General features: G+C 70.6%; 20 protein-coding genes and 1 tRNA gene. 11 read left to right on the plus strand and 10 right to left on the minus strand.

Going from position 1 to position 22,970, the window contains the following annotated elements:
- The first annotated feature begins 28 nt into the window (after positions 1 to 28).
- Both ASC64_RS16075 and ASC64_RS16080 read left to right on the plus strand, forming a co-directional pair.
- On the plus strand, positions 29 to 919 hold the full coding sequence (locus tag ASC64_RS16075) for a universal stress protein (RefSeq protein ID WP_056908559.1): 891 nt from the start codon (positions 29 to 31) through the stop codon (positions 917 to 919).
- A 65-nt stretch (positions 920 to 984) separates the two neighbouring features.
- Complete coding sequence (locus ASC64_RS16080) at positions 985 to 2,097, plus strand: FUSC family protein (protein ID WP_056908560.1); 1,113 nt, start codon at positions 985 to 987, stop codon at positions 2,095 to 2,097.
- A gap of 75 nt (positions 2,098 to 2,172) precedes the next feature.
- On the opposite strand, the gene ASC64_RS16085 is transcribed toward ASC64_RS16080, so the two are convergent.
- On the minus strand, positions 2,173 to 3,606 hold the full coding sequence (locus ASC64_RS16085; RefSeq protein WP_056908561.1) for a phospholipase D-like domain-containing protein: 1,434 nt from the start codon (positions 3,604 to 3,606) through the stop codon (positions 2,173 to 2,175).
- Positions 3,607 to 3,889: 283 nt separating this feature from the next.
- Here ASC64_RS16085 and ASC64_RS16090 point away from each other — a divergent pair, with 283 nt between their 5' ends.
- A complete protein-coding gene (locus ASC64_RS16090) occupies positions 3,890 to 4,288 on the plus strand; it encodes a hypothetical protein (RefSeq protein ID WP_056908562.1) in 399 nt (132 codons plus the stop codon).
- A gap of 363 nt (positions 4,289 to 4,651) precedes the next feature.
- On the opposite strand, the gene ASC64_RS16095 is transcribed toward ASC64_RS16090, so the two are convergent.
- Positions 4,652 to 5,467: a TetR/AcrR family transcriptional regulator gene (locus ASC64_RS16095; RefSeq protein ID WP_327152675.1), complete on the minus strand. Its 816-nt coding sequence runs from the start codon at positions 5,465 to 5,467 to the stop codon at positions 4,652 to 4,654.
- Between the two features lie 8 nt (positions 5,468 to 5,475).
- Here ASC64_RS16095 and ASC64_RS16100 point away from each other — a divergent pair, with 8 nt between their 5' ends.
- On the plus strand, positions 5,476 to 6,093 hold the full coding sequence (locus ASC64_RS16100; RefSeq protein ID WP_162245818.1) for a DUF4386 domain-containing protein: 618 nt from the start codon (positions 5,476 to 5,478) through the stop codon (positions 6,091 to 6,093).
- Between the two features lie 139 nt (positions 6,094 to 6,232).
- Here the strand turns inward: ASC64_RS16100 and ASC64_RS16105 are convergent, their stop codons facing one another.
- The 4 genes from ASC64_RS16105 to ASC64_RS16120 form a co-directional block, all read right to left on the minus strand.
- Entirely contained in the window at positions 6,233 to 7,672 is a 1,440-nt protein-coding gene (locus tag ASC64_RS16105; RefSeq protein WP_056908565.1) for an MFS transporter, read from the minus strand.
- A gap of 116 nt (positions 7,673 to 7,788) precedes the next feature.
- Positions 7,789 to 9,195 (minus strand): MFS transporter, encoded by a 1,407-nt coding sequence (locus tag ASC64_RS16110; protein WP_056908566.1) that lies wholly within the window; start codon positions 9,193 to 9,195, stop codon positions 7,789 to 7,791.
- Positions 9,196 to 9,521: 326 nt separating this feature from the next.
- The gene (locus ASC64_RS16115; RefSeq protein ID WP_162245819.1) at positions 9,522 to 10,835 is read right to left on the minus strand and encodes an alpha/beta fold hydrolase; all 1,314 of its coding nucleotides are present in this window, start codon (positions 10,833 to 10,835) and stop codon (positions 9,522 to 9,524) included.
- Positions 10,836 to 11,011: 176 nt separating this feature from the next.
- Positions 11,012 to 13,726 carry a helix-turn-helix transcriptional regulator gene (locus ASC64_RS16120; RefSeq protein WP_056908568.1) on the minus strand — a complete coding sequence of 905 codons (2,715 nt, stop codon included), beginning with the start codon at positions 13,724 to 13,726 and terminating at the stop codon, positions 11,012 to 11,014.
- Positions 13,727 to 13,870: 144 nt separating this feature from the next.
- Here ASC64_RS16120 and ASC64_RS16125 point away from each other — a divergent pair, with 144 nt between their 5' ends.
- Complete coding sequence (locus ASC64_RS16125; protein ID WP_082550554.1) at positions 13,871 to 14,548, plus strand: DJ-1/PfpI family protein; 678 nt, start codon at positions 13,871 to 13,873, stop codon at positions 14,546 to 14,548.
- Positions 14,487 to 15,206 carry an alcohol dehydrogenase catalytic domain-containing protein gene (locus ASC64_RS23180; protein WP_368858764.1) on the plus strand — a complete coding sequence of 240 codons (720 nt, stop codon included), beginning with the start codon at positions 14,487 to 14,489 and terminating at the stop codon, positions 15,204 to 15,206. Before ASC64_RS16125 ends, ASC64_RS23180 begins: the two co-directional genes overlap by 62 nt.
- Here ASC64_RS23180 and ASC64_RS22840 read toward each other — a convergent pair.
- Both ASC64_RS22840 and ASC64_RS16135 read right to left on the minus strand, forming a co-directional pair.
- Positions 15,139 to 15,441 (minus strand): hypothetical protein, encoded by a 303-nt coding sequence (locus ASC64_RS22840; RefSeq protein ID WP_235563787.1) that lies wholly within the window; start codon positions 15,439 to 15,441, stop codon positions 15,139 to 15,141. The genes ASC64_RS23180 and ASC64_RS22840 overlap by 68 nt on opposite strands.
- Positions 15,442 to 15,584: 143 nt before the next feature.
- Positions 15,585 to 16,592 (minus strand): NAD(P)/FAD-dependent oxidoreductase, encoded by a 1,008-nt coding sequence (locus ASC64_RS16135; protein ID WP_056908747.1) that lies wholly within the window; start codon positions 16,590 to 16,592, stop codon positions 15,585 to 15,587.
- A gap of 77 nt (positions 16,593 to 16,669) precedes the next feature.
- Between ASC64_RS16135 and ASC64_RS16140 the strand changes: the two genes are divergently transcribed.
- From ASC64_RS16140 to ASC64_RS16160, 5 genes are all read left to right on the plus strand, one after another.
- Positions 16,670 to 17,314: a helix-turn-helix domain-containing protein gene (locus ASC64_RS16140; RefSeq protein ID WP_082550581.1), complete on the plus strand. Its 645-nt coding sequence runs from the start codon at positions 16,670 to 16,672 to the stop codon at positions 17,312 to 17,314.
- Positions 17,314 to 20,112 (plus strand): LuxR C-terminal-related transcriptional regulator, encoded by a 2,799-nt coding sequence (locus tag ASC64_RS16145; protein ID WP_056908569.1) that lies wholly within the window; start codon positions 17,314 to 17,316, stop codon positions 20,110 to 20,112. Before ASC64_RS16140 ends, ASC64_RS16145 begins: the two co-directional genes overlap by 1 nt.
- 141 nt (positions 20,113 to 20,253) lie before the next feature.
- Positions 20,254 to 20,946, plus strand: coding sequence for a hypothetical protein (locus ASC64_RS16150; RefSeq protein WP_056908570.1), 693 nt, complete (start codon positions 20,254 to 20,256; stop codon positions 20,944 to 20,946).
- A 55-nt stretch (positions 20,947 to 21,001) separates the two neighbouring features.
- On the plus strand, positions 21,002 to 21,667 hold the full coding sequence (locus ASC64_RS16155; protein ID WP_056908571.1) for a DUF2306 domain-containing protein: 666 nt from the start codon (positions 21,002 to 21,004) through the stop codon (positions 21,665 to 21,667).
- Positions 21,664 to 21,900 (plus strand): hypothetical protein, encoded by a 237-nt coding sequence (locus ASC64_RS16160; protein WP_056908572.1) that lies wholly within the window; start codon positions 21,664 to 21,666, stop codon positions 21,898 to 21,900. The genes ASC64_RS16155 and ASC64_RS16160 overlap by 4 nt, the downstream gene beginning before the upstream one ends.
- Before the next feature lie 294 nt (positions 21,901 to 22,194).
- Here the strand turns inward: ASC64_RS16160 and ASC64_RS16165 are convergent.
- Together ASC64_RS16165 and orn are read right to left on the minus strand one after the other, a co-directional pair.
- Positions 22,195 to 22,267, minus strand: a tRNA-His gene (locus ASC64_RS16165).
- Positions 22,268 to 22,312: 45 nt separating this feature from the next.
- Positions 22,313 to 22,945, minus strand: coding sequence for an oligoribonuclease (gene orn / locus ASC64_RS16170; RefSeq protein ID WP_056908573.1), 633 nt, complete (start codon positions 22,943 to 22,945; stop codon positions 22,313 to 22,315).
- Between the last annotated feature and the right edge of the window lie 25 nt (positions 22,946 to 22,970).

The raw sequence follows: 22,970 nt of genomic DNA on the forward strand, positions 1-22,970 counted from the left end.
CCCGACCCGTCGGCCTGAGGAGGACGCCGTGATCGAGCACTCGGACAGCACCGCGGCACCGCCCGTCGTGGTCGCCGTCGGTCCCGACGACGTGAGCTCGGCCGTCCGGTACGGCGCGCAGGAGGCGTTGCGCGCCGGCTGCCCGCTGCACCTCGTGCACGCGGTGCCGGTGGTGCCCCAGGGTCCGGAGACGGTGCTGATCACCGCCGAGGGCGTCGAGAAGTTCGGCCGCGAGAGCCTGGCGATCGCCGTCGAGCAGGCCGAAGACGTCGTGCACGGGCTGGTCCCGGTCGTCGAGGTGCTCCACAAGGGAGCGCCGGTCCCCGTGCTGGTGCGCGCCGCCAAGGACGCGCGGCTCGTCGTGCTGGAGCACCGCCACCTCTCGCGACTGGCCCGACTGGTCAACCGCACGATCGCCGGCGGCGTGGCCGCGCACACGCGCGTGCCCGTGGTCGCGGTGCCGACCGGCTGGACCCCGTCCGGCGCACCCCCCGTCGTGGTCGTCGGCGTCGACGTCCCCGGGCGCTCGGCGGCGGTGCTGGCCGCGGCCAGCGCGGAGGCGCGGGTGCGAGGAGCCACGTTGCGGGTCGTGCATGCCTGGTCGCTGCCCGATCCCTACGACACCCTGCGGATCAGTCCCGAGGAGTCGCAGCGGTGGACCGACCGGTCGCGCGCGGAGGTCTGCGCGGCGCTCGACGCGCTCGGCGACGTCGAGGTGGCCATCGAGGCCGACGTCCGGGTGCGCCGCGGAGGCGCGGTGGAGTCCCTCGTGGAGGCAGCGGCCGACGCCGACCTGCTCGTGGTCGGACGCCACGACCCGATCCTGCCCGTCGGCTCGCACATCGGGCCCGTGGCCCGGGCGGTGCTGCGCGAGGCGACCTGCCCCGTGCTCCTGGCGGCGCCGGAGGTACGCCGCTAGGGAGGTGTCCCGGCTCCCACACCCCGCCCGTAGGGTCGTGACGGGTGGAGGGAAGAGGTCAGGAGATGTGGGCGACGATCCGCGCGCGGGTCGATGACAGGCTCAGCGACCCGGTGTGGTGGAACGACGTCCTCCAGCTGGGCAAGACGGTGCTCGCCGCCGTCGTCGCGTGGGTGCTTGCGGCGAGCGTGCTCGACCTGCCGCAGCCGTTCCTCGCGCCGTGGTCCGCGCTGTTGGTGGTGCACGCCACGGTCTACCGGACCTTCTCGAAGGGGTCCCAGCAGGTGGCCGCGACGGTGGTGGCCGTGGTGCTCGCCTCGGCGGTCGGGGAGACCGTGGGGCTGACCACGGTGTCGATCGCGCTGCTGCTGGGGGTCGCGCTCGTGCTGGGCGCGGTCCCATGGCTCGGCGCCGAGGCGACCACCATCGCGACGACCGGCCTGGTCGTCCTCACGACCGGCTTCGACAGCGACGTGATGCTCATATCCCGGTTGCTCGACACCGCCATCGGCGTCGCCGTCGGCCTCACGGTCAACGCACTGGTGTGGCCGCCGTTGCGACGACACACGGCAGCCAAGGCGCTCGACCGCGTCGACGACGCCGTGGGTGAGCTGCTCGTCGACATGGCCGATGGCATGGCGAGGAGCGGCAGCGTGGAGGACGCTCGCGCCTGGGTCGAGCGCACGCGCGACATCGACGAGGACCTCGACCAGGCGTGGGCGCTGGTCCGCCAGGCGCAGGAGAGCGCCCGGATGAACCCGCGGCGCTCGGCGCGCGCGATGCGCGACCCCCAGCAGTGGCACGACCTCCTGCGACGGCTCGAGCAGTCGGTGGCGGAGACCCGCAGCCTGGCGCGGACGCTCGGGGCCCAGGCCCACCACAGCGCCCTCGACGAGCGGTTCGCCGAACGGTGGATCGGCCTGCTGCGCGAGACCGGCCGGGCCGCGGTCGAGGCGGACCCCGCCACGCTGGTCGACGTACGCCGCCGGCTGCAGGAGTTCAGCGACGACCTGCGCGGCACCGAGCGGTCGCCGCAGTGGGCGGTCTACGGCGCGCTGATCATCAACCTGCGCAACATCGTCGACTCGCTCGACGAGGTGGCCGCGGCCAACCCCATCCGGGGCCGGCCGCTCCGGCTGGGCATCCCCAGCCGCCTGGGCGGGGTCGAGGAGCGCTGACCCGGCAGGCGGGCGGCCGCGGCGGGCTGCCCGCCGCGCCGCCGGTCGCGCCCGATCGTGCTGGTCCGGCCTGCGTCAGTCGGCTTCCCAGTAGGGGCCCGTGCGGTAGTGGTCGGGCTCCACCGTGGTGACCGGGCGGCGCGTGGTGACGTACGTCCTGCGCATCGTGCCGTCGGCCTGGCGCACCATCCGTGCCTGCCGGAACTCCGCGTAGGTGGTGGTGTAGGCGTCCCGCGAGTTGCGCTGGTGGTCCCACTGGTAGTCGAAGTTCGCGACGTACTTCCGCGCGACGCGCTTGCCCTGGACGGTCATCCAGATCTCGTCGTTGGCCGTGCTGAGGCTGGCCCAGTTGGTCGAGCCCGTCAGCACCAGGTTGGTGTCCGGGACGCCGTTGTAGGTGCCCTGGATGACGAAGTACTTCTGGTGGCTGTAGTAGTCGAGGATCAGGTCGTCCTCGCCGTCGTGGTTGAGGTCGAAGTCGTCCTCGGTGTTGTAGTCCATGCCGGTGGACCGCAGCGGGATCCTGCCACGCGCCGTGGGCGCGCCCAGGATCTGCTTGGTGTGGTAGCCGATGAGGCCGTAGCTGACGCGGAAGTCGCAGCCCTCGGCGTACTTGTTGCGGATCGCAGCGGCCAGGTAGTCACCGCGGCGTCCGCGCATCGTGTGCATCGACAGGGCGAGGCGGGTGCGCTTCTGGCCGCCGGCGCCGTCCGGGGTCAGGCACTGGATCCGGTTGAGCATGTCGATGACGAGGTCGTTCTTGGGGCCCGACACCTTGGGGAACGCCCAGACCGTGGACTTGGCGACGGAGTCGTCGCAGTCCGCGCTCGCCGACGTGCCGCAGAAGTGGCGCGGCGGTCGGCGCTTGTCCCAGTCCTTCTTCATGTTGTTGAAGAGCGAGACGAACTGGCGGAAGAGGGTGTGGTCGCCGGAGGAGAAGTAGAGGTCGTTCCACTGGTGCAGGGCGGCGTTGAGCATCATGTTGGCCGACCCGACGGCGATGACGTCCTTCGTCCTGCCGGACTGGGTGAAGGAGTAGAACTTCGAGTGCAGGTTGTTGTACTCGTTCTGCGTGCTGCGGCAGCCGGCCACGCACTTGTAGATGAAGCTCTTCTTCTTGCGGTTGGTGCCCACCTCGGCCCGGATCGCCTGCATCGCGCGGGTGTCCTGGTGGTCGTTGAGCAGCATCTGCACCCGGACACCGCGCTTGTGGGCGTCGATCAGCGCGTTCGCGACGGGCATCCGGTCGAAGGAGTAGACCGCGATCCGGATCGTCTCGCGCCGGGGCGTGTGCCGGATCGCCTTGATGACCTGCTGCTCGATCGTGAAGTGGCCCGCCTTGCGGTGGGGGTCGTTGAAGAAGGGCCCGTTGGGGGCCTTCCACCGCTGCTTCGCGGCGCGCGCGTCGGGGGAGGCGCTCGCGGCCTTCGCGCGGTCTCCGTCGTGGGTCGCGGAGGCCGGGGAGACCCCGGCCAACGCCACGCCGAGGAGCAGGGACGCGACTGCCACGGGGGTCGACCACCTGGACACGAGGCACACCTTTCTGAGCGTCGTGGCGACGTTGGTCACCCCGACGACTGAGGACACGAGCAGCGGACCGAGGCGTGGGAAGCGCGCCCGGCACCCCCTACTTCACGCGACAGACGGCCCGAATGGCAAAACGGCGGCGAGGTGACCTGTGGGCTCGTCGCCCGCTGTCTCGCCGCAACAGGTGTAACACCCTCGTCCTCCGCAGCGCTGTAGGTGGGACGAGGTGTGGCGCAGGGCCACACCGCGACCAGGAGGAATCCAGATGTCTGTCTCCATCCGCTTCGCAAGCGTCGTTGCGACCGCCACGATCGCTCTCGGCGGAGGGTTCGCCGTCTCTGCAGCCAGCGCCGATGACTCCTCGACGCCCGAGCCGTGCGCCAGGCAGCAGGTCCAGGTCGACAAGGCCGAGGCCGCCCTCGAGCGCGTGACCGCCGTGTTCGCGCGCCAGGAGGCCCGCGTGACGAAGGCCAAGGAGGTCGTCGCGCAGGCCGAGACCGGCCGCGCGAAGGCCGAGGCCCGTCGTGCGCTCGCCGACGCGAAGCACGACCGCGACGAGGTGAAGGTGACCAAGCGTGCCCAGCAGCAGCGCGTGGCCAAGGCGCAGGAGCGCCTGACCGAGTGCGATGCCGCTGAGACCACCGAGGCCCCCGCCGCGGGCTGACCCGACGGACGCCGTGCCGGCGTCGGACGTGGATGACGATCGAGCCCCCGACCTGTCCAGGTCGGGGGCTCGATCTCTTCGGGGTGAGCAACGGGACTTGAACTCGACACTGCCAGCATCTTCGAGATCTACAGCAACTACGCCCGCCGCCCGCACGATCGCCGTCAGCCCAACCGGCATCATCGAGACGGCACACGGCCTGACGCTCCTCGCCCTGACCGACGGGGAAGCGCCCGATGCCGACGCCGTCATCCGCGCCGGAGTACGTGGCCCCAGCGGCCATGCCGGCTTCGACGGCGCCCTCGAGCACCTCGCGAACACGGCCGGAGCAGCAATCGCACGGTCCGCCGGCCTCATCCTTGGTCACTCCACCGATCGCAGTGCGGCGACACCGTCAAGCACGAGCGTGAGCCCGGAGTCGAACTCCTTGCCGTAGTCGTAGTCGGGCTGGAGGACGTGCTCGACGGTCATCTCGAAGAGGTAGGGGAAGGTCGTTGCGGGGAACGCTTCCATGATGGAAGTAGTCATGATCGCCAGCTCCGACTGGTCGCGGAACGGCAGGTTTGCTTCCTGGAGCACGAAACCGTGCACGTAGCTGTCCACGGTCGAGATCGCGTGAGCGGCAGCGGCGATCGAGAATCCTCCTTCGCGGAACGAACGGATCCCTGACTCCAGCAGTCCCAGGGTGGCGGGCCCCGGGGTGTTCCTGGACGCCATCAGGCTGACGGCCCACCGGTGGCTGAGCAGGACCGTACGGGTCCGGTGAGCCCGCTGGCTGATCGCCTCGCGCCACTCGGTCGACGGGTCGGGAAGCTCGATCTCGGCGGCAACGACGTCGACCAGCCCGTCGAGAATCTGGTCCTTGCCGTGGAGATGGTGGTAGAGCGACGCGGCTTCCACGCCCAGCTCCCGCCCGAGCCGGCGCATGGTCACGGCTTCGATCCCCTCGCCGTCCGCCACCCGAAGGGCGACTGCCAGCGTCCGCTCCCGGTTCACGGGTGCCCTGGTCGACTCTTCGGCTGATCTGCGTCCCACGGTGTCCCCTTTGCTCGCCCGCCTAGACAATCTAACACCGTTAGGCGTAGGTTGAGACTCCAATCTAACACTGTTAGGGACTCGGGCTCCTTGACGCCGACGGAAGGCGAGCCATGACCACCCTGAGCACCCCGACAGCCACACGATCCAGCGTGGACACCCCGAACAGCAGAAGGACCGCGATCGCGGTGGGCCTCCTCTTCATCCTCCAGATGGTGACCGCCATGTTCGGGACGAACCTGATCCAGACGTTCGTCGACGGCGACCCCGACCGTGTCCGGCTGATCCTCGGGGTCGTCCTGATGGTGTGTTCCGGGCTCGCGGTCGTCGGCATCGGCCTGCTGATGTATCCGGTCCTGCGAGACGTCAGCCCTGGCCTCGCCGGCTGGTATCCGGGCCTGCGAATCACCGAGTGCCTCGTCTCGGCGACCTGCGGGATCTACCTCCTGGCGCAGTCCCACGTGGTGCCGAACCACCTGCTGTGGGTCTACGTGCCCACCGGGCTCGGCGGCATCGTCCTGACCTACCTTCTCCTGATCGGACGGCTGGTCCCGCGGCCCATCGCGATGCTCGGTCTGGTCGGATACGTCTCGCTCACCATCGGCGTACCGCTCGACCTCCTCGGGGTCCTCGACATGGGCGCGGGTGCCGGGCAGCTTCTCCTGGTCCCCGGCGGGCTGTTCGAGCTCGTGTTCCTCCCGGCCTGGCTGATCGCCAAGGGATTCGAGCTACCCGACGCACCAGTCTCGCGCCGCTCGCGGACCGCCTGAGCCTGCAGCACATCCAGGATGCGGAAGACGTCGCGCCAAGCGTCGACGGTGCGCGTCTTCACCGAGAAGCTCCCCTGAGTTGGCATGTGCGCCGACTCAGGAGAGGCCCGGGCAGCTCGACCGACCCGTGACCGGATGGTCAGTGCATGTGCATGTGTCCGGCGTCGGCCTTGCCGGCGGGCATCCGGATGACGGCCACGGCCGCGAAGACCAGAGCTATCGCGGTGATGGCGACCGACCCCCGCGAGTAGGCGTCGACGACGCCTGAAGCGGCGGTGAGGTTGCCGGCTGTTGCGGCGATGGCCGAGAGCACGGCGACCCCGAGTGCTGCACCGACTTCGTGTCCGGTCATCAGGAACCCGGATGCCATTCCGGTGTGCTCGGCCGGGATGCCGTTCAGGGCGGTCCCGGCGACGGCGGCGAACACCATGCCCGCGCCGAGTCCGACCAGGCAGAGCCCGGGGAGCAGACCGCCGAGGTAGGACGATGCGGTGTCGGCGCGGGACAGGAGCAGCCCCCCGCCGGCAACGACGGCGAGGCCGACCGCGGCGATGGCTCGGGCCGACAGGTGGGCGCTGCCGTGGGCGGCGAGGTGCGTGCCGATGACGAGGGTGACGGCCAGCGGGAGGAACGCGAGCCCGGACTCCAGGGCGGAGTAGCCGAGGGCGGTCTGCCCGAAGATCGACGTCAGGAACACCACTGACATGAGGAGTCCGGTGATCCCCAGCATGACCGTGGTGCTCGACACCAGGCTCGAGATCTTCCACGTGTGCGGGTGCACGAGCGGCTGCTCGGCGCGGCCCTCGACGAACAGGAACCCGACCATCAGGACCGCGGCAACAGCCAAGCCGGCAACGGTCTGCACAGACGTCCAGCCCTGCGACTCCACGCGGGCCAGGGTGAACATCAAGGTGGCGAGCGAGCCGACGCCGGCGATGGCTCCGGGGACGTCGAAGTCGGCGAGCTTGGCCGGGGCCTTGTGGTCCTTGGCGACGACGTGGAACGTCGTGGCGATGGCGAGCACACCGATCGGCACGTTGATCCAGAAGATCGCTTCCCAGCTCACCCACGTGGTGAGGACGCCGCCCAGAGCGACGCCGACGGCGATGCCGAGGCCGCCGATGGCTCCCCAGAGGGCGAGGCCGCGCGCCTTCTGCGTGCCGGTGTAGGTGGTGCTGATGATCGAGAGCGCCGAAGGTGTCATCAGGGCGGCGGCTGCTCCTTGGGCGGCCCGTCCGGCGATGAGCTCGGTTGCGCCGCTGGCGAACCCGGTGAACAGCGACGCGGTGGTGAAGAGTGTCAGCCCGGTGAGGAAGACCGCACGCCGTGAGACCAGGTCGGAGATGCGTCCTCCGAGGAGGAGGAAGCCGCCGGACATCAGGAGGTAGGCCGTGACGACCCACTGCAGGTCGCTGCTCGCGAGCCCCAGCTCGTGGCCGATGGTGGGCATGGCGGTGTTGACGACGGAGATGTCGATGACGACGAGGACCTGCGCGACGAGCGCGACGACCATCGGTCCCCAGGATCGTGTGTCGATGTGGGCGTCCGCCTCGACGGCGGGGCCGTGGTGTCCGTGCATGGGTGCCTCCGGGTGTGATGGTGAGCGGTGGATGGGGTCATGGGGTGATGCTGTGGAGCTGACGCTTCCGTCTTCGGGGCTCGCTCGCCCCGGCCACATGGCCGGGGTTGGCCGACTCAGGCGCGGGGTCGCGCGAGCGTCGCTCCCAGAGCTGCGGTGGCGAGTGCCACGACGGCGGCTGCGGTGAACGCTGCGGAGAATCCCGAGGGGTCGAGGGCGCCGTGGATCGGCCGCCCAGCCGTGAGGCCGATGACGATGAGGGCCGCGGTCCCGAGAGCGCCACCGATCTGCACCGATGCTCCCGCGAGGCCGGACGCCAGGCCTGTGTGCGTGGCGGGAACGGCGGAGGCAACGACCATGGTCGTGGGGGTGAAGCTGAGGGCGACGCCGGTCGCGACGAGCAGGAGTCCTGGGAGGACGGCCGTGACGTAGCCGGAACCGGTCGGGACCTGGGCCAGCCACAGGTGGCCGGCGGCGAGGACGACGAGGCCCAGCACCAGGCTGCGTACGGGCCCCATGGCTGCGAGGAGCCGCGGCAGCACGGTCAACGAGACGGCGAACCCGGTCAGCGAGGTGGGGACCATGGCGAGGCCTGCCTGCTCGGGAGACATGGCGAGGACCTGCTGGAAGTAGAGCGCGACCAGGACGAAGGTCGATGCCCGTGAGGCCCCGCCGAACAGCGCGACCACCGTGCCCACGCGCAGGGCACGGGAGGAGAAGAGCTGAAGCGGGACCAGCGGGTCAGTGGCCCGACGTTCGATGGCGACGAAGGCCGCCATCAGGACCAGCGACACGGCGAGGAGTCCGACGACTCGCGGGGAGGTCCAGGCGTGGTCGACCGCGTCGACAGCACTGTGCACCAAGGTGATGACCGCGCCGGTCGCAACGGCTGCGCCGGCCCAGTCGACCGTACGCCGGACACCCGGCACGTCCGCTGGCAGGACCCGGCGCGCCAGCGCCACAGCAGCCAGCGACACGGGAACGGTCACGAGGAACACTGCTCGCCAGCCGACTGTGCCGGCGAGCACTCCGCCGCTCACCACGCCGGTGGCTCCGCCGAGGGCGGAGGCGGCGCCCCAGGCGCCCATCGCCTTGGCGCGTTGCGCGGCTGGGAAGGAGGCCAGGAGCAGAGACATGGCCGCGGGGCTGAGTCCGGCGGCACCGACTCCCTGCACGATGCGGCCGACGATGAGCATCTCCTGGTTGACCGCCGCGGCCGCCAGAACGGTCCCGGCCGTGAACAGCGCCGCCCCGCAGGTGAAGACGCGGCGCCGGCCGACGAGGTCTGCGGCTCTGCCCGAGAGCAGCAGGAGCCCGGCGAACGCGAGCACGTAGGCGTTGACGACCCAGGTCAGGGCTGCCGGACCGAAGTCGAGCTCCTTCTGGATGGACGGGAGCGCGACGTTCACGATCGAGGTGTCGAGCATGACGAGGAACTGCGCGGACACCAGCAGGCCGAGCGTGACCCGGGCGGGCCGAGTCATGGCCGTCGTGATGGTTGAGGGGATGGTGGTCGTGGTCATGGCGGTGCTCCTCACGCGGCCAGTCGGGGCGGCGCGGCTTCGCACCGGGTGGCCCGCGCCGTGCCGCATCGAGGGCAGTGGTGGCCCCGGACGCAGTCCATGTCCTGCCCGCACCAGCAGACGCCGGCCGCCTCACCACGGGTGGGGCGTACCCGCGTCGTGTCCGAGATCGTGGTGTTCGCGATCGTGGTGATCTTGTCCATCGTTCTCACCGCCTTGTTGGTTGGAGCCGTTGCTGGCTGAGGTCTTCACGATGTCGCCGTCCGGACTCGCTCGGACCGGTCGAATGGCCGGGTTGGTGGCCGGGTTGCCAGGTGCGGCGCGAGTCAGGGGGTCGCGACAGGTCCGTTGGTGCGCACCGCACGGACGACGGAGGCGATGGCCTCCATCGAGGCGGCAGCCCCGTCGGCGTCCTCGACGATGCCGGCATGGCTGGTCGCTGCGTCGCGCCGGACGGCGTTGGTCGACAGCCCCGCCAACTCCTCCTGCGCTTCCATCCAGCCATCGCTGTCCCGGGCGTTCTCCGCACTGGTCAGCACCACAAGCGGTCGGTCGCCGAGCGAGGTCAGCGCTCGAGCCTGCTCGAACACCACGGGGAGCATCCAGAGCTCGTCGCGGGCGTTGCGCCCGGCACGGGGTGTGGCGGACATGGCGTCCACGGGTGCCGCATCGTCGCTCGGGAGGTGAGACCCCGCGAGCGCCACTCCCAGGCCCATCCGGGCCAGCGACGGCAGCACCCCGTAGGCGCGCCGCATCATGGCGTACTGCGTGGGGTAGGCAGGGATGACGTCGAACTGGCGAGGAGTCGTGCTGTCCAGCAGCACCATCCCAGCCACCTCGTCGGGGTACTGCTCGGCGTACGTCATGGCGTACGGGCCGCCGATCGAGTGACCGGCCAGCACGAACGGGCCGGTCTCTCCCGCTGCCGCCAGCAGGGCGTGCAGGTCCGCGGCGGCGGCGATGCCGTCCTGGGGGTTCGGAAGGTCGTCACTCCACCCCTGACCTGCGCGGTCGTAGGCGCAGACGCGGGTGGTGGGCGCGACGCCATCACGGATGCGGGCCCAGGAGGCCGAGAACTCACCCATGCCGTTGACCAGGACGACGGTCGGCTGGCCCTGGCCGCGGCAGTCGATGTGAAGGTCGTGATCACCCACGGAGCGGATGACGCCCGGAGCAGGGTAGGTGCTGGCGAAGGAGTCCGTGGTGAGGTTGCGGACGCCGGCCCCGGCAGCGGCGACCGCGAGGAGCACCAGTGCGGTCGTCACCGCCCATCGGCCCAGACCCGCCAGGCTCCGACGCATCTGGACGTACGTCCATCCCGCCAGTGCGAGGGCCAGCGGCGGCCACACCCAGGTGAGCGTGCTGAGAGTGCTCTCGGACGGGGCAGTGAGCACGAGTGCAGCGCCGGTGGCCGTCATCGCGATGGCGGGCACGGTCGCCCAGCGCTGTGGGTGGGTCGTCCAGCGGGACAGCGTGCGCAGCATGGCCCAGCCGAGGCCGAAGCCCAGGAGGGCCGCCCCTGCCGTGACGCCTTCGGTGGCGCCCGGGAACACGACCATGGTGAGGATGGCGGCGGCGCCGAAGCCCGCGGCGAGCGAGCCGACGACGACCGGCCCGGAGGTTCGGTTCACAGGACTCATGTCCTGCGGTCGTGCGCGGTGGTGGAGGGTGACGCTCATCGGACTCTCGCTCTCGCAGTGGGATGTGGCACTGCGGTCGAGCGTGGCCGCACCGACGCGCGCTCACCCCAGCCAGATGGCCGGGATGTCGAAAGCCTCGAGATCCCGAGCTGGTCCAGACGGTCGAGACGGTCTGGTCAGCCGAGGTCGAGCTGGGCGAGCTCGCCCCGCGAGGTGATGCCGGCCTTGGCGAAGACGTTGCGCAGGTGGAACGCGACGGTGCGGGGCGAGATCCAGCACTGTGCGGCCACGTCCTTGTTGGACATCCCCGAGCTGACGAGCTGGGCGATCTTGAGCTCGGTCGGCGTGAGCTGCAGCAACGTGGACGGGTCGCGTTTGCGCGCCGTCTCTCCGGAGGCGCGCAGCTCCTGGTCCGCGCGAGAGGCCAGTGCCTCGGCCCGTACGTCGCGGAAGGTCTCGAGGGCACGGCGTAGGTGGATGCGTGCGTCGACGCGTCGCTGGCTGCGGCGCAGCCACTCGCCGTACGCGAGCTGTACCCGAGCGAGGTCCAGCGGACGGCCACTGACGGCGCCGTGCACCAACGCCTGCTCGAACAGCGACTCTGCGGCAGCCTCCGTGGTCAGGGCACGACCGAACGCCACCGCGCACAGCGCCCACGGCCGCGCGGTGGAGTCGGCGAAGGCCGCGAGCTCGTCGGTCCAGGCGTCCGCCGCCGATGTCTCGCCTGCGCGAACAGCGGCCTCGATCCGCTCCGGCGCGGCCAGGCGGCACAGCACCGGGAGCCTCATGCGACTGAGCTGGTGGAAGGCACCAGACGTGTCGGCCGTACGTGCCGCACGGATGCCTGCGGCCCATCGCGTCATGTCGTGCACCGGGTCGGCCATGATGCCGAGCGGATGGGTGGCGACCAGATGTTCGAGCCGCACGAGCAGGTCGTCGTAGTCGTCTCGCTCCTGCAAGGCTGCCAGGAGCAGGAGCCAGGCGACGGGAAGCGCGGTCACGGCCGGCTGTCCGATGCTCGTTCCCAGGGCTGCCGCCTCCTCGGCGCTGACCCGAAGGGCGATGTGGTCGCCACTCGCCCAGTGGCCGAAGCAGAGCCGTTGCAGGCAGTACGTCACTGCGGTGGCGGCGCCCGCCTGGCGTGCCCGGGAGAGGGCGAAGGAGTAGAACCGCTGCTGGGGGCCGTCGTCGCCGAGCTGGAGTGCGCCGTTGCCGAGGTTCCACAGCACGTCCCGGTCGTCGACGTGCTGACCGACGTCGAGCGCGAGATCGAGCGCTTCCACCGCGGCCTCCCAGTCACCGTCGGCGGCCAGTGTCATCGCCTCGAGCATGTGTCTCAGGCAGCGTGTCCGAGCCGACGTGTCCGCGGCGGTCGCACGCAGGAGGTCGTCGGAACGCAATGGCGTACCGCTGTCGGCGCCGAAGGTCCGCATGACGGCTGCTGCGACCCCGATGTCGAGGGCGCGGACCTGGTCGGCGGGCAGGATGGCGTGCGCGGCGTCGACGAAGATGCGGTGTGCCTCCGGTGCTGAGCCGATGTTGACCTCGATGTGGCCGCACAGTCGGGCCACGTCGCACTGCAGGAGTGGGTCCTCGGTGTCGCGGTCGGCGGCCAGCAGGACCTGGGCGCGCGATGCCTGGCCGCAGGCCCATGCGCTGCGCGCGGCGGCGAACCGTAGGAGTGCGCGTCGAGTCGGGTCGGTGGTCAGCTCCGCCGCACGCTCGTAGGCGGTCAGCGCGGCGGCGTGCCCGCCCCGGCGTTGCGAGCGCTGGCCGACGTCCTCGAGGGCGTCGGCGAGAGCCGCGTCCGGTCCCTCCGCCGCGTGTGCACGATGCCACACCTCACGTTCGAGGTGGCCCGCCCCGGCCAATGCCGCCGCCCACGCCCGGTGTGCGCGTCTCCGGTGGGCTCCGGACGCCGCCTGGTAGATCGCCGAGCGCACCAGCGGGTGCCGCAACGACACCCCGCCGCCAGAGTCGACCAGCAGTCCTGAGTCCAGCGCGTCCTCGAGGACGCCCTCGTTCAGTCCCCACTCGACGCACGCACGGCTCAGCATGCCGCTCGGGCTGCTGTCGTCGGTTGCCGCCAGCAGCAGCAGGCTCTGCACCGGAGCCGGCAGGCTGCGGCTGCGGTCGAGGAAGGCCTGCTCGACCCTGGCAGTCAGGTGCAGCGTCTCGGGCAAGGGTGCGGACCCCTGGAGCTGGGCCTCGGTCAGCTCGCCAGGCAGCTCGAGCAGGGCCAGCGGGTTGCCGCTGCTCTCCGCCACGAGGCGGTGGGCGACCTCGTCGGCCGGTGCCCCAGCCAGGCGGGTGGCGAGCAGGGCACGGGCGGCCTCGACGTCGAGCCCGGTGACAGGGAGGTCAACAAGCCCGGGAGCCTCGAACACCGCTGAGGCACCGTCGCGGGCAGCGAACACCATGACCACGCGGTCTGCTCCGAGCCGCCGGGCACAGAACAGCAGCGCTCCGGCGCTGGCCGGGTCCAGCCAGTGGGCGTCGTCGACCTTGCACAGCACGAGGCTCTCCTCCGCGGCCGAGGTGAGCAGCGACAGCGTCGCTACTCCCACGAGGAACGGCTCAACCGCAGGCCCGTCGTCCTCCCCGAACGCCACCCGCAACGCCCGCGCCTGAGGGGCGGGAAGGTGTTCACGTAGCCGGGCCAGGGGCCGCAGGAGGCGATGTAGTGCTGCGAAGGCGAGCGGCGTCTCGACCTCGAGGCCCTGCGTGTGCAGCACCACGGCCACGCCGCTGTCGGCGACCAAGGCGTCGAGCAACGCGGTCTTGCCGACACCGGGCTCCCCGCGCAGCACCACGCTGCGAGCCGTTCCGTGACGAGCTTCATCGACGAGCGCCGCCAGCAGCGCCCGTTCGGGGTCCCGGCCGACCAGCACGTGTCGAAAGTACCTGCTCGCCAGCCCGACCGGACCCCACAACCCGGCTTTTTGACCGGGGCCACGCCGCCGGTCCAGCCCACATGCTGGACCCGTCAGGAGCTACTCGAACCAGGCCTGACAACCCGACCAGGAGGCACCTCGATGCAACACCGACCCCGCACCGATCCGACCCAGGGCACACCCCCGGACGCAGACCCGGAAGCACCGCACGACGCACACGGGGACGCGACGACACGACACCTCGGCATCCTCGTCTTCGACGGAGTCGAGGAGCTGGACGCCGTCGGCCCATGGGAGGTCCTCTCCCACTGGACGCAGCAGTACCCCGAGGACGGCTGGAACGCCTTCTGCCTGTCGGCCGACGGTGCTCCCGTGGTCGGCGCCAAGTCGTTGGTGCTCGGTGCACACCACTCGATCGATGACGCACCCCCGCTTGACGTGCTCATCCACCCAGGAGGGCCCGGCACCAGGCCGATGCTCCACGACCCCGACCACCTCGACTGGGTCCGCACGACCCGGAAGTCGGTCCCGCTCATGGCATCTGTGTGCACCGGCAGCCTCGTCTACGCCGCCGCCGGGCTGCTCACGGGCCGACGCGCCACCACCCACTGGGCGTCACTGAACCTGCTCTCCGAGATCGACCCCACGATCATCACGGACGTCGCCGCCCGCTTCGTGGATGACGGCGATCTCATCACCAGCGCCGGCGTCAGCGCCGGCATCGACATGGCGCTACACCTCATCGCCCGGTTCGCCGGTGTTGAACGAGCCCGAGAGGTCCGCCGCTACATCCAGTACGACCCCATGCCCCCGATCTGACCACACACCACCGACACGATGCGGGGCCATCACCCAGTCCCGCTACGGCGGCTCCGAGGTCCTGCAGCTCACGCAACTGCCTCGCCCCACTGTCGGCGACAACCAGGTACTGGTCCGAGTGCACGCCGCCGGTCTTGACCGCGGCACCGAGCACCTCATGACCGGCAAGCCGTACGCCATGCGGCTCGCCACCGGCATCCGCCGACCCAAGAACCCGGTGCCAGGACGCGACGTCGCCGGAACCGTAGAGCAGGTCGATGCCGACATCACCTGGTTCAAGCCCGGCGACACCGTCCACGGAGTAGCCCCCGGGGCGTTCGCGGAGTACGCCGTCAGCGGCGAAGACCGGTTGGCGCTCATGCCCGCCGGCCTCACCTTCGCCGAAGCGGCCGTGATCCCCATCTCGGCGGGCACGGCGCCCGGGCCAGTGCAAGCTCTCGGGGGCCACGCACGCCGCAGCACAACGCCCCAACTCCCTTGGAGGGGGCCGGGGCACGGGGCGTTGGCGCCGCGAGCCGTAGCTCTTCGGCGGCGTCTGGCGCGTCGGATGGGGGGTGAGGGCCGACGCGCCGGACGGCTCGTGGCCGAGCTCAGGCGCCCTTGCGGGTCAGGAGCTGGACGCGGATCCGGTGCAGTCGGGGCATCAGGCCGTAGATGACGATGGGGACGGCCACGGTCGCGAGGACGAAGGTCCGCAGGACGGGGTTGGTGTCCTTCAGGCTGGGGCCGATGGTCAGGTTCAGCACCATCAGCGTCGGAAAGACAGCGAGCCAGATCATGAGCGCGAGCTGGTGCTTGGTGGGCGGGGCGACAGGCGGGGCCGTCGACGAACCAGCGGGAGACTGCGTTGCGGAGGTGTTGGCGGACCTGCTGGCGGGCGGTGTGGTGGACATGACGGTGCTCCTTGGTGGGTGGGGGTGGGGTCGACGGCATGGCTGGGACAGCACGTGCCATCAACTGCGGTTCGCGATGAGAGCCCGCGTGCTGAGCGGGCACAGGTGTGGTTGGTTCGGTGGGGCGTCTGAACACCCGGTGGCTAGACGGGGAGGCCGAGCCGGAAGCTGGTGACGGCGATGGGGAGGTCTTCCTCGACGAGGCTGTTGTTGATGGCGATGGCAGCAGACGAGCCTTCCCCGGCAGCGGTGATGACCTGCGCGCGCGGGTTGGTGGCGTTGCCTGCCGCCCAGATGCCAGGGACGCTGGTGGCGCCGGTCGCGTCGACCTGGACCCAGCCGGTGTCTCGGACGATGCAACCCAGGTCGACGAGCAGGCTGTCGTTCGCGACGAGCTGGGGGCGGACGAACACCGCGTCGCGGGGGACGACGCGTCCACCTTCGACGACGACGCCGGTGAGGTGGTCCGCATCGACGGCCAGGCTCACGACCGGTTCGTCGACGACGCCGATGGCGCGGGCGACGAGCTGTTCGCGTTGAGCGGCCGTGAGGGTGGCGCCGTTGACGAAGAACACGACGTCGTCGGACCACTGACGGATGATGTGTGCGTGAGCGAGGGACTCGGCTGTGGTGGCGGGGCCTCCGGCCAGGACGCCGACGGGCCGGTCACGCACCTCGTAGCCGTGACAGTACGGGCAGTGGAGCAGGTCGCGTCCCCACCGCTCGTGGACTCCGGGGATGTCGGGAATGCTGTCGCGAAGACCCGTGGTCACCAGCACGGCCCGCGTCTCCAGCGTCGAACCGTCGGCCAGGGCGACCTCGAAGCGGCGCCGTGACACTCCCGGCGCGTAGCTGCCAGCGCACGGGGCGATGGCCGAGACGATGCCGGTGAGCTGCTCGACGCCGTAGCCCGCGACCTCTGCGCGGCCGCGGGCCAGGAGCTCGGCCGGCGGGAGGCCGTCGGAACCCAAGAAGCCGTGCATGTGGGCGGCCGGCGCGTTGCGCGGGTGCCCGGCGTCCACGACAGCCACGCGTCGCCGAGCCCTGCCGAGGACCAGCGCAGCGGAGAGTCCCGCGGCGCCGCCGCCAACGATGGTGACGTCGTAGGGCCGATTGTCGACCTGGGTCTGGTTCGTGTCGTTCGCGCTCATGACCACAGAGTGGCCTGCCCACGAGCTGTGGGAAACAGTTGTTGCTGATTCTGGGAACCGGCCGGTTCAATGGGGTCATGACTGCACCACAGACGCAGCCGGACGAGGTCCGTGTCGTCGGGTCGGAGACGTCCGCCGACGGGCGCATCGCGGCGGCTCTCGACCTGGTGGGACCTCGCCTGCGCAGGGTCCGCGAGCAGCGACGGCTCACGCTCACCGAAGCAGCCACCCTGGCGAAGATGTCGAAGAGCACCCTGTCGAGGTTGGAGACCGGGCAGCGCAAGCCCAGCCTGGAGCTCCTGCTGCCGCTCGCGCAGATCTACCGAGTGCCTCTGGACGATCTCGTCGGCGCGCCCGAGGTGGGTGACCCCCGGATCCGGTTGAAGCCGCGGCGAGTCAACGGGAGGACTGTTCTTCCGTTGACACGTCCGGGAGGCATTCAGGCCTGGAAGATCGTCATCCCATCCTCGCAGTCGGAACCGAAGCCGCGCACTCACGACGGGTTCGAGTGGCTCTACGTTCTCTCGGGTCGGATGCGGCTGGTGATGGGCGACCAGGACGTGGTCCTGGGCGTCGGAGAAGCGGCTGAGTTCGACACCCTGGTGCCGCACTGGTTCGGCAGCACCGGCGATGGTCCTGCCGAGGTGCTCAGCATCTTCGGTCGACCCGGCGAGCGGATGCACACACACGCCCAGCCCACGGCGCCCGAGCCGGCGCACTGATGGTCGCACCCGTCGTCGAGACCAAGCTCCTCGCGCCGAGTCTGCGACGCGAGGTCGTGCCACGCCCGCGACTGGCCGACCTGCTGGTGCGCGGTGCGCAGGGCCCGCTGACGCTGGTCTCGGCCCCGGCGGGGTTCGGCAAGACGACACTGCTGGCCTCGTGGTTCGCGGCGGCGCCGTCCACCGAGAACGACGACCACGCCGTCGCCTGGGTGTCGCTCGACGAGCGGGACCGTGAGGCTACGACCTTCTGGAGCTACGTCCTGCTCGCCCTCGACCGAGCGGTACCGGGTTCCGGTGCGGCGGCACTCACCCTCCTGCAGTCGGGGCAGACATCGGTGGAAGCGGTCCTGGTCGGCCTGGTGAACGAGCTGAGCGTGCGCTCGGGAGAGGTGACGCTCGTCCTCGACGACTACCACCTCGCCGATGGTGTCGAGGTCGCCTCCGGCATGGCGTTCCTGGTGGACCACCTGCCGCCGCAGCTCCACATCGTCGTTGGCACCCGGGTCGACCCGGCCCTGCCGCTCTCGCGACTGAGGGCCCGCGGGGAGCTCGTCGAGGTCCGCGCCAACGACCTCCGGTTCACTCCACAGGAGGTGTCCGGGTACCTCAACGAGCTGAACGGCCTCGACCTCTCGCCCGACGACCTCGCGGTACTCGAGTCCCGCACCGAGGGATGGGTCGCCGCGCTTCAGCTGGCAGCGCTCTCACTGCGGAACCGGGACGACCGCACCGGGTTCATCGCCGGGTTCGCCGGCGACGACCGATTCGTCGTGGACTACCTCGTCGAGGAGGTCCTCAGCCAGCAGCCCGACGATGTGCGGCGGTTCCTGCTGGACACCTCGATCCTGGATCGGCTCACCGGGCCGCTGTGCGACGCAGTGAGCCCCCAGCCGGAGAGCGCCGGCCCCCGCACCGGCGTTCGCCCCGGCAGGGCGAGGCTCGAGGACCTCGACAGGGCCAACCTGTTCCTCGTCGCGCTGGACGACAACCGCACGTGGTACCGCTACCACCACCTCTTCGGCGACGTCCTGCGCTCCCACTTGATCGACGAACGACCGGACGAGGTCGCGACCCTCCACCGTCGCGCTGCCGGTTGGCATGCGGACGCGGGCCATGTCGACGCAGCGGTCCGGCATGCCATGGCAGCCGGGGACACCGGGCAGGCGGCAGACCTCGTCGAGCTGAGCTTCAGGGCGCTGGGGCGTGAGCGCCGCGAGGACCTCCTGCGCCAGTGGGCCCACCAACTGACCGACGACACCCTCCGCAACCGGCCGGTGCTCGCGGTCGCGCTCATCGGCGGCCTGATGGCCAGCAACGAGTTCGACGGCGTAGATGGCCGCCTCGACCACGTCGAACACCTGCTGACGATGCCGACCGACGAGGTGGTGGTCGTCGACCGCGACGAGCTGCCACGCCTGCCCGCCACCATCACGATGTACCGGGCAGCGCTCGCGCTCGTCGGCGGTGACCCTGCTGGTGCGATCACGTTGGCGGCGCAGGCCATCGCGGTGGCCGAGGACGGCGACGACCTGGCCGTCGGCAGCTCGGCGGCCCTGTCCGGGCTCGCGTCCTGGAGCGCCGGAGACCTGGAGGCAGCCCGCGTCAGCTACGGCACCGCCATCGGTGCCCTGACGCGTGCCGGACACATCGCAGACGTGCTGGGCTGCTCGATCGCCCTGGCCGACATGGAGCTGCGCCTGGGCCACCTGCGCGCCGCTGAGCAGACCTTCGCCCGCGCCCTGGCGCTGGCCGAGGAGAACACCTCGGGGCTGGCGGTCATGCGAGGGACCGCCGACATGCTGGTCGGTCTGAGCCGGGTGGCCTGGTACCGCAACGACCTGGTGGGCATGGCGGAGCACCTGCGCCGCTCCGACGAGCTGGGTGAATCCGCCGCTCTCGCGCAGAACCCCTACCGCTGGCGGGTGGGGCTGGCCCGGATGCGCGCCGCCGAGGGTGACTTGTCCAGTGCGCTGAAGCTGCTGGACGAGGCTGAAAGGGTGTACGTCGCCGACTACGCACCCAACGTCCAACCGATCCACGCGACCCGCGCCCGCGTGCTGGCCGCTCGGGGTGACGTCGCCGAGGCGCACGCGTGGGCCGAGGACCACCTCGTCTCCACCGACGACGTGCTCTCCTACCTCCGCGAGTACGAACACATCACATTGGCCAGGGTCCTGCTGGCGGAGCACGCTGCCACGGGCAGCTCGGCCGCGCTTGATGAGGCCGTCCGGCTGCTGGACCGACTCCTCGCGGCAGCCGCGGGCGGTGGACGCACCGGCTCCGTGATCGAGGTGGAGGTTCTCCGGGCGCTGGCCCACAACGCCGCAGGCGCACGCCGGGAGTCACTCGGTGCACTGCAGCACGCGGTCCAGCTCGCCCGACCGGAGGGCTGGGTCCGGGTCTTCGTCGACGCGAGCCCCGTCGCGTGCGACCTGCTGCGTGAGCTCGCGACCGAACAGCCACGGTCCGGCTACCTGTCCGAGCTGCTCCATGCGACCACCCCGGTCGACGGCGCCCGGGAACAAACGGGTGACGGGCGCGGCGCGAGACCGGGCCTGGTGTTCGGATCCGACCGTTGGCCGGTCGACATGCTGAGCGACCGCGAGATGGAGGTGCTACGGCTCCTCGGCTCGGACCTCGACGGCCCGGCCATCGCGCGCGGGCTGTTCGTGTCCCTCAACACGGTCCGGACCCACACCAAGCACATCTACGCCAAGCTGGGCGTCAACAGCCGTCGCGCGGCGGTCAGCAAGGCCCACCAGCTGGGTCTGCTCTCCGGTCCGGAGAACCGCTGAGCATCCCCGCCCATCGGCGACAGCTGTCCGGACTCACCACGTCAGTCACATCATGTGGTGACGCCAGGTCACCTCGTCGGCTCCTAGGTTCCGGTCATCCCCTGCGGCAGCTGCCGTGGACCGTTCAGACAGGAACCGGACATGAGCATCACATCAACCTCCCTCACGCGGGCGGCGGGCGTCGCCGCCGTCGCCGCTGGGGTCATCTTCATCGGCGTCCAGGTCAATCACCCGGCATCCGACACCTTCACCACCGAGACGACCCAGTGGGTCGCACGCGAGTACGCGAAGGTCGTCATGGCGGGGCTCGCACTGGCGGGCATCACCGGCATGTACCTGCGCCAGCACCGCAGCGCCGGTTTCATCGGCTTGGTCGGCTACCTGGTCCTCGCCACCGGCTACCTGGCCATGTTCTCCGTCGAGGTCATCGCCGCCGTCGTGCTGCCGAACCTCGTCGACACCGAGCCCGGGTTCGTCAACGACGTCGTCGCTGCGGCGAACGGCCGAACCGCCAGCGGTGACATCGGCGGGCTGCAAGCGCTGTTCGGACTGATGGGAGCCGGCATCATCGTCGGCGGCGTCATCTTCGGGATCTCCCTGCTCCGCAGCGGGGTCCTGAACCGCTGGGGCGCGGCCCTGCTCGCTGCGAGCACCGGGGCACTGGCCGCACTGGCAGCGCTCCCGGAGTCCTTCAACCGTCCGCTCGCCGTCCCTGTGGGGTTGGCCCTCATCACGCTGGGCGTGTCCCTGTTCCGCAACGCGGGAGACAACGAGCACGCCGCGCCTGCCGAGACCGCCGCACGCGACCGCGCCCTGCAGCCAGTCGTCCGATGACCGCCCGATGGCCGTCCGGCCCCTCCGAGAGGTTCCGCACCGCAGGGGGTGCCCGATGACGCGGCGGACCGACCGTTGGGTGCCAGCCGGTCTGGTCGTGCTGGCCGCGATCCCCGTCACGGCCGGCACCGCCCGCCTTGTCGAGCTCCTCGGCGGACCGCAGGCCATCGCGACCGACTCCCGCTTCGCTGCCTCACCGGCGCCGGTCGTCATCCATGTCGCGGCTGCCATCGGCTACGCCCTTCTCGGTGCGTTCCAGTTCTCCACCGGCATCCGCCGGCGCCATCCGGGCTGGCATCGACGTTCCGGACGGGTGCTGGTCGCCCTCGGCCTGGCGGTCGCACTCTCGGCGCTGTGGATGACGCTGGTCTTCCCGCGCAAGGAGGGCACCGGCGAGCTGCTGTACCTGTTCCGGCTGCTGTTCGCCTCGGGCATGGCTGCCAGCCTCATCCTCGGCGTCGCCGCCATCCGGCGTCGCGACATCGACCGGCACCGCGCCTGGATGACCCGCGCCTACGCCCTCGCGCTCGGCGCTGGCACGCAGGTCTTCACCGTCGGGTTCGGTGGGGCGATCTTCGGTGCTGGTGTCGTCCGCACGGACCTCATGATGGGAGCGGCCTGGGTCATCAACCTCGCCGTCGCGGAGTGGGTCATCCGACGCCCGTCCGCCCGTCGAGTCCGCCGAAAGGGCACGTCAACCGCGTTGGCCGGTTCACGATGAACACCCGCCCGTCACAACAGCCGCCCGGGCACTACGAGCTCCGCATCGAAGGTCACCTCTCGGAGCACTGGTCGACATGGTTCGACGGCCTCACCCTCACCCACGCCGACGACGGCACCACCATCCTGCGAGGCCCGGTCACCGACCAAGCACAGCTGCACGGCCTCATCGCCAGAATTCGCGACCTCGGCGCCACCCTCCTGTCCGTGAACGTCTCGGACGCTGACTCGTGACACGCCTCCGGCAGGCACCTACCGCTCATGGGAAGACCTCTTGGGTCCAGTGTCGTCCTGGTTGCGCCAGTCGACGCGGTGCTGCTGGCCTCGTTGTTCGATCCACATGATGGGTACTCCCGGTCGGTTGGTGTGGTGACCGGCTTCACCGTGCGGCGGGTTCGAGGGTGTGCAAGCGATCCCGTCACTGCCCCCAGATTCCTTGCGGTGCCCCCGACCTGCCCCAGCCGGGGGGCAGGAGGTGGAACGGATCGAGCCCCCGACCTGTCCAGGTCGGGGGCTCGATCTCTTCGGGGTGAGTAACGGGACTTGAACCCGCGACATCCGCCACCACAAGGCGGCGCTCTACCAGCTGAGCTATACCCACCATGACGCTCGCACTGATGCGAGGACGACGTGAAGTGTAGGGCAATCAGGCGTCAGATTCCGCATCGGGTCCGAGTCCGGTCAGCTGGCCGCCGTGCCGCGCGGCGATCTCCTTGGCCTGCGCGCTGTCCGGGCCGGGCTGCGGGACGAAGACGGCCTCGCGGTAGTAGCGCAGCTCCTCGATGCTCTCCTGGATGTCGGCCAGCGCGCGGTGGTTGCCGCGCTTGGTCGGTGCCGCGAAGTAGGCGCGGGGATACCAGCGGCGCGAGAGCTCCTTGATCGAGGAGACGTCGACGATCCGGTAGTGGAGGAAGGACTCCAGGGCGGGCATGTCGCGGGCCAGGAACGCGCGGTCCGTGGCGACGGTGTTGCCGGCCAGTGGCGGGCGGGTGCCGTCGGGGCAGTGCTCCTTGATGTAGGCCAGCACCTGTCCCTCGGCGTCGGCGAGCGTGGTGCCGCCGGCGAGCTCCTCGAGCAGCCCGGAGGTCTCGTGCATGGTGCGCACGAACTCGACCATCTGGTCGAGCGACTCCTGCGACGGCTTGATGATGACGTCGATGCCCTCACCGAGGACGTTGAGCTCGAAGTCGGTGACCAACGCCGCGACCTCGATCAGCGCGTCCGCGCCGAGGTCGAGGCCGGTCATCTCGCAGTCGATCCACACCAGTCTGTCGCTCACGAGCCGCCACCCTACAGACCGCCAC

The sequence above is a fragment of the Nocardioides sp. Root122 genome (genome assembly GCF_001425025.1).
Classification (GTDB): Bacteria; Actinomycetota; Actinomycetes; order Propionibacteriales; family Nocardioidaceae; genus Nocardioides.

Coding starts and splice junctions, on each gene's coding strand:
- ASC64_RS16080 (WP_056908560.1), top strand. CDS start 985: ATGTGGGCGACGATCCGCGCGCGGGTCGATGACAGGCTCAGCGACCCG.
- ASC64_RS16090 (WP_056908562.1), top strand. CDS start 3,890: ATGTCTGTCTCCATCCGCTTCGCAAGCGTCGTTGCGACCGCCACGATC.
- ASC64_RS16105 (WP_056908565.1), bottom strand. CDS start 7,672: ATGCACGGACACCACGGCCCCGCCGTCGAGGCGGACGCCCACATCGAC.
- ASC64_RS16110 (WP_056908566.1), bottom strand. CDS start 9,195: ATGACCACGACCACCATCCCCTCAACCATCACGACGGCCATGACTCGG.
- ASC64_RS16115 (WP_162245819.1), bottom strand. CDS start 10,835: ATGAGTCCTGTGAACCGAACCTCCGGGCCGGTCGTCGTCGGCTCGCTC.
- ASC64_RS16125 (WP_082550554.1), top strand. CDS start 13,871: ATGCAACACCGACCCCGCACCGATCCGACCCAGGGCACACCCCCGGAC.
- ASC64_RS22840 (WP_235563787.1), bottom strand. CDS start 15,441: ATGTCCACCACACCGCCCGCCAGCAGGTCCGCCAACACCTCCGCAACG.
- ASC64_RS16135 (WP_056908747.1), bottom strand. CDS start 16,592: ATGAGCGCGAACGACACGAACCAGACCCAGGTCGACAATCGGCCCTAC.
- ASC64_RS16140 (WP_082550581.1), top strand. CDS start 16,670: ATGACTGCACCACAGACGCAGCCGGACGAGGTCCGTGTCGTCGGGTCG.
- ASC64_RS16145 (WP_056908569.1), top strand. CDS start 17,314: ATGGTCGCACCCGTCGTCGAGACCAAGCTCCTCGCGCCGAGTCTGCGA.
- ASC64_RS16150 (WP_056908570.1), top strand. CDS start 20,254: ATGAGCATCACATCAACCTCCCTCACGCGGGCGGCGGGCGTCGCCGCC.
- ASC64_RS16155 (WP_056908571.1), top strand. CDS start 21,002: ATGACGCGGCGGACCGACCGTTGGGTGCCAGCCGGTCTGGTCGTGCTG.
- ASC64_RS16160 (WP_056908572.1), top strand. CDS start 21,664: ATGAACACCCGCCCGTCACAACAGCCGCCCGGGCACTACGAGCTCCGC.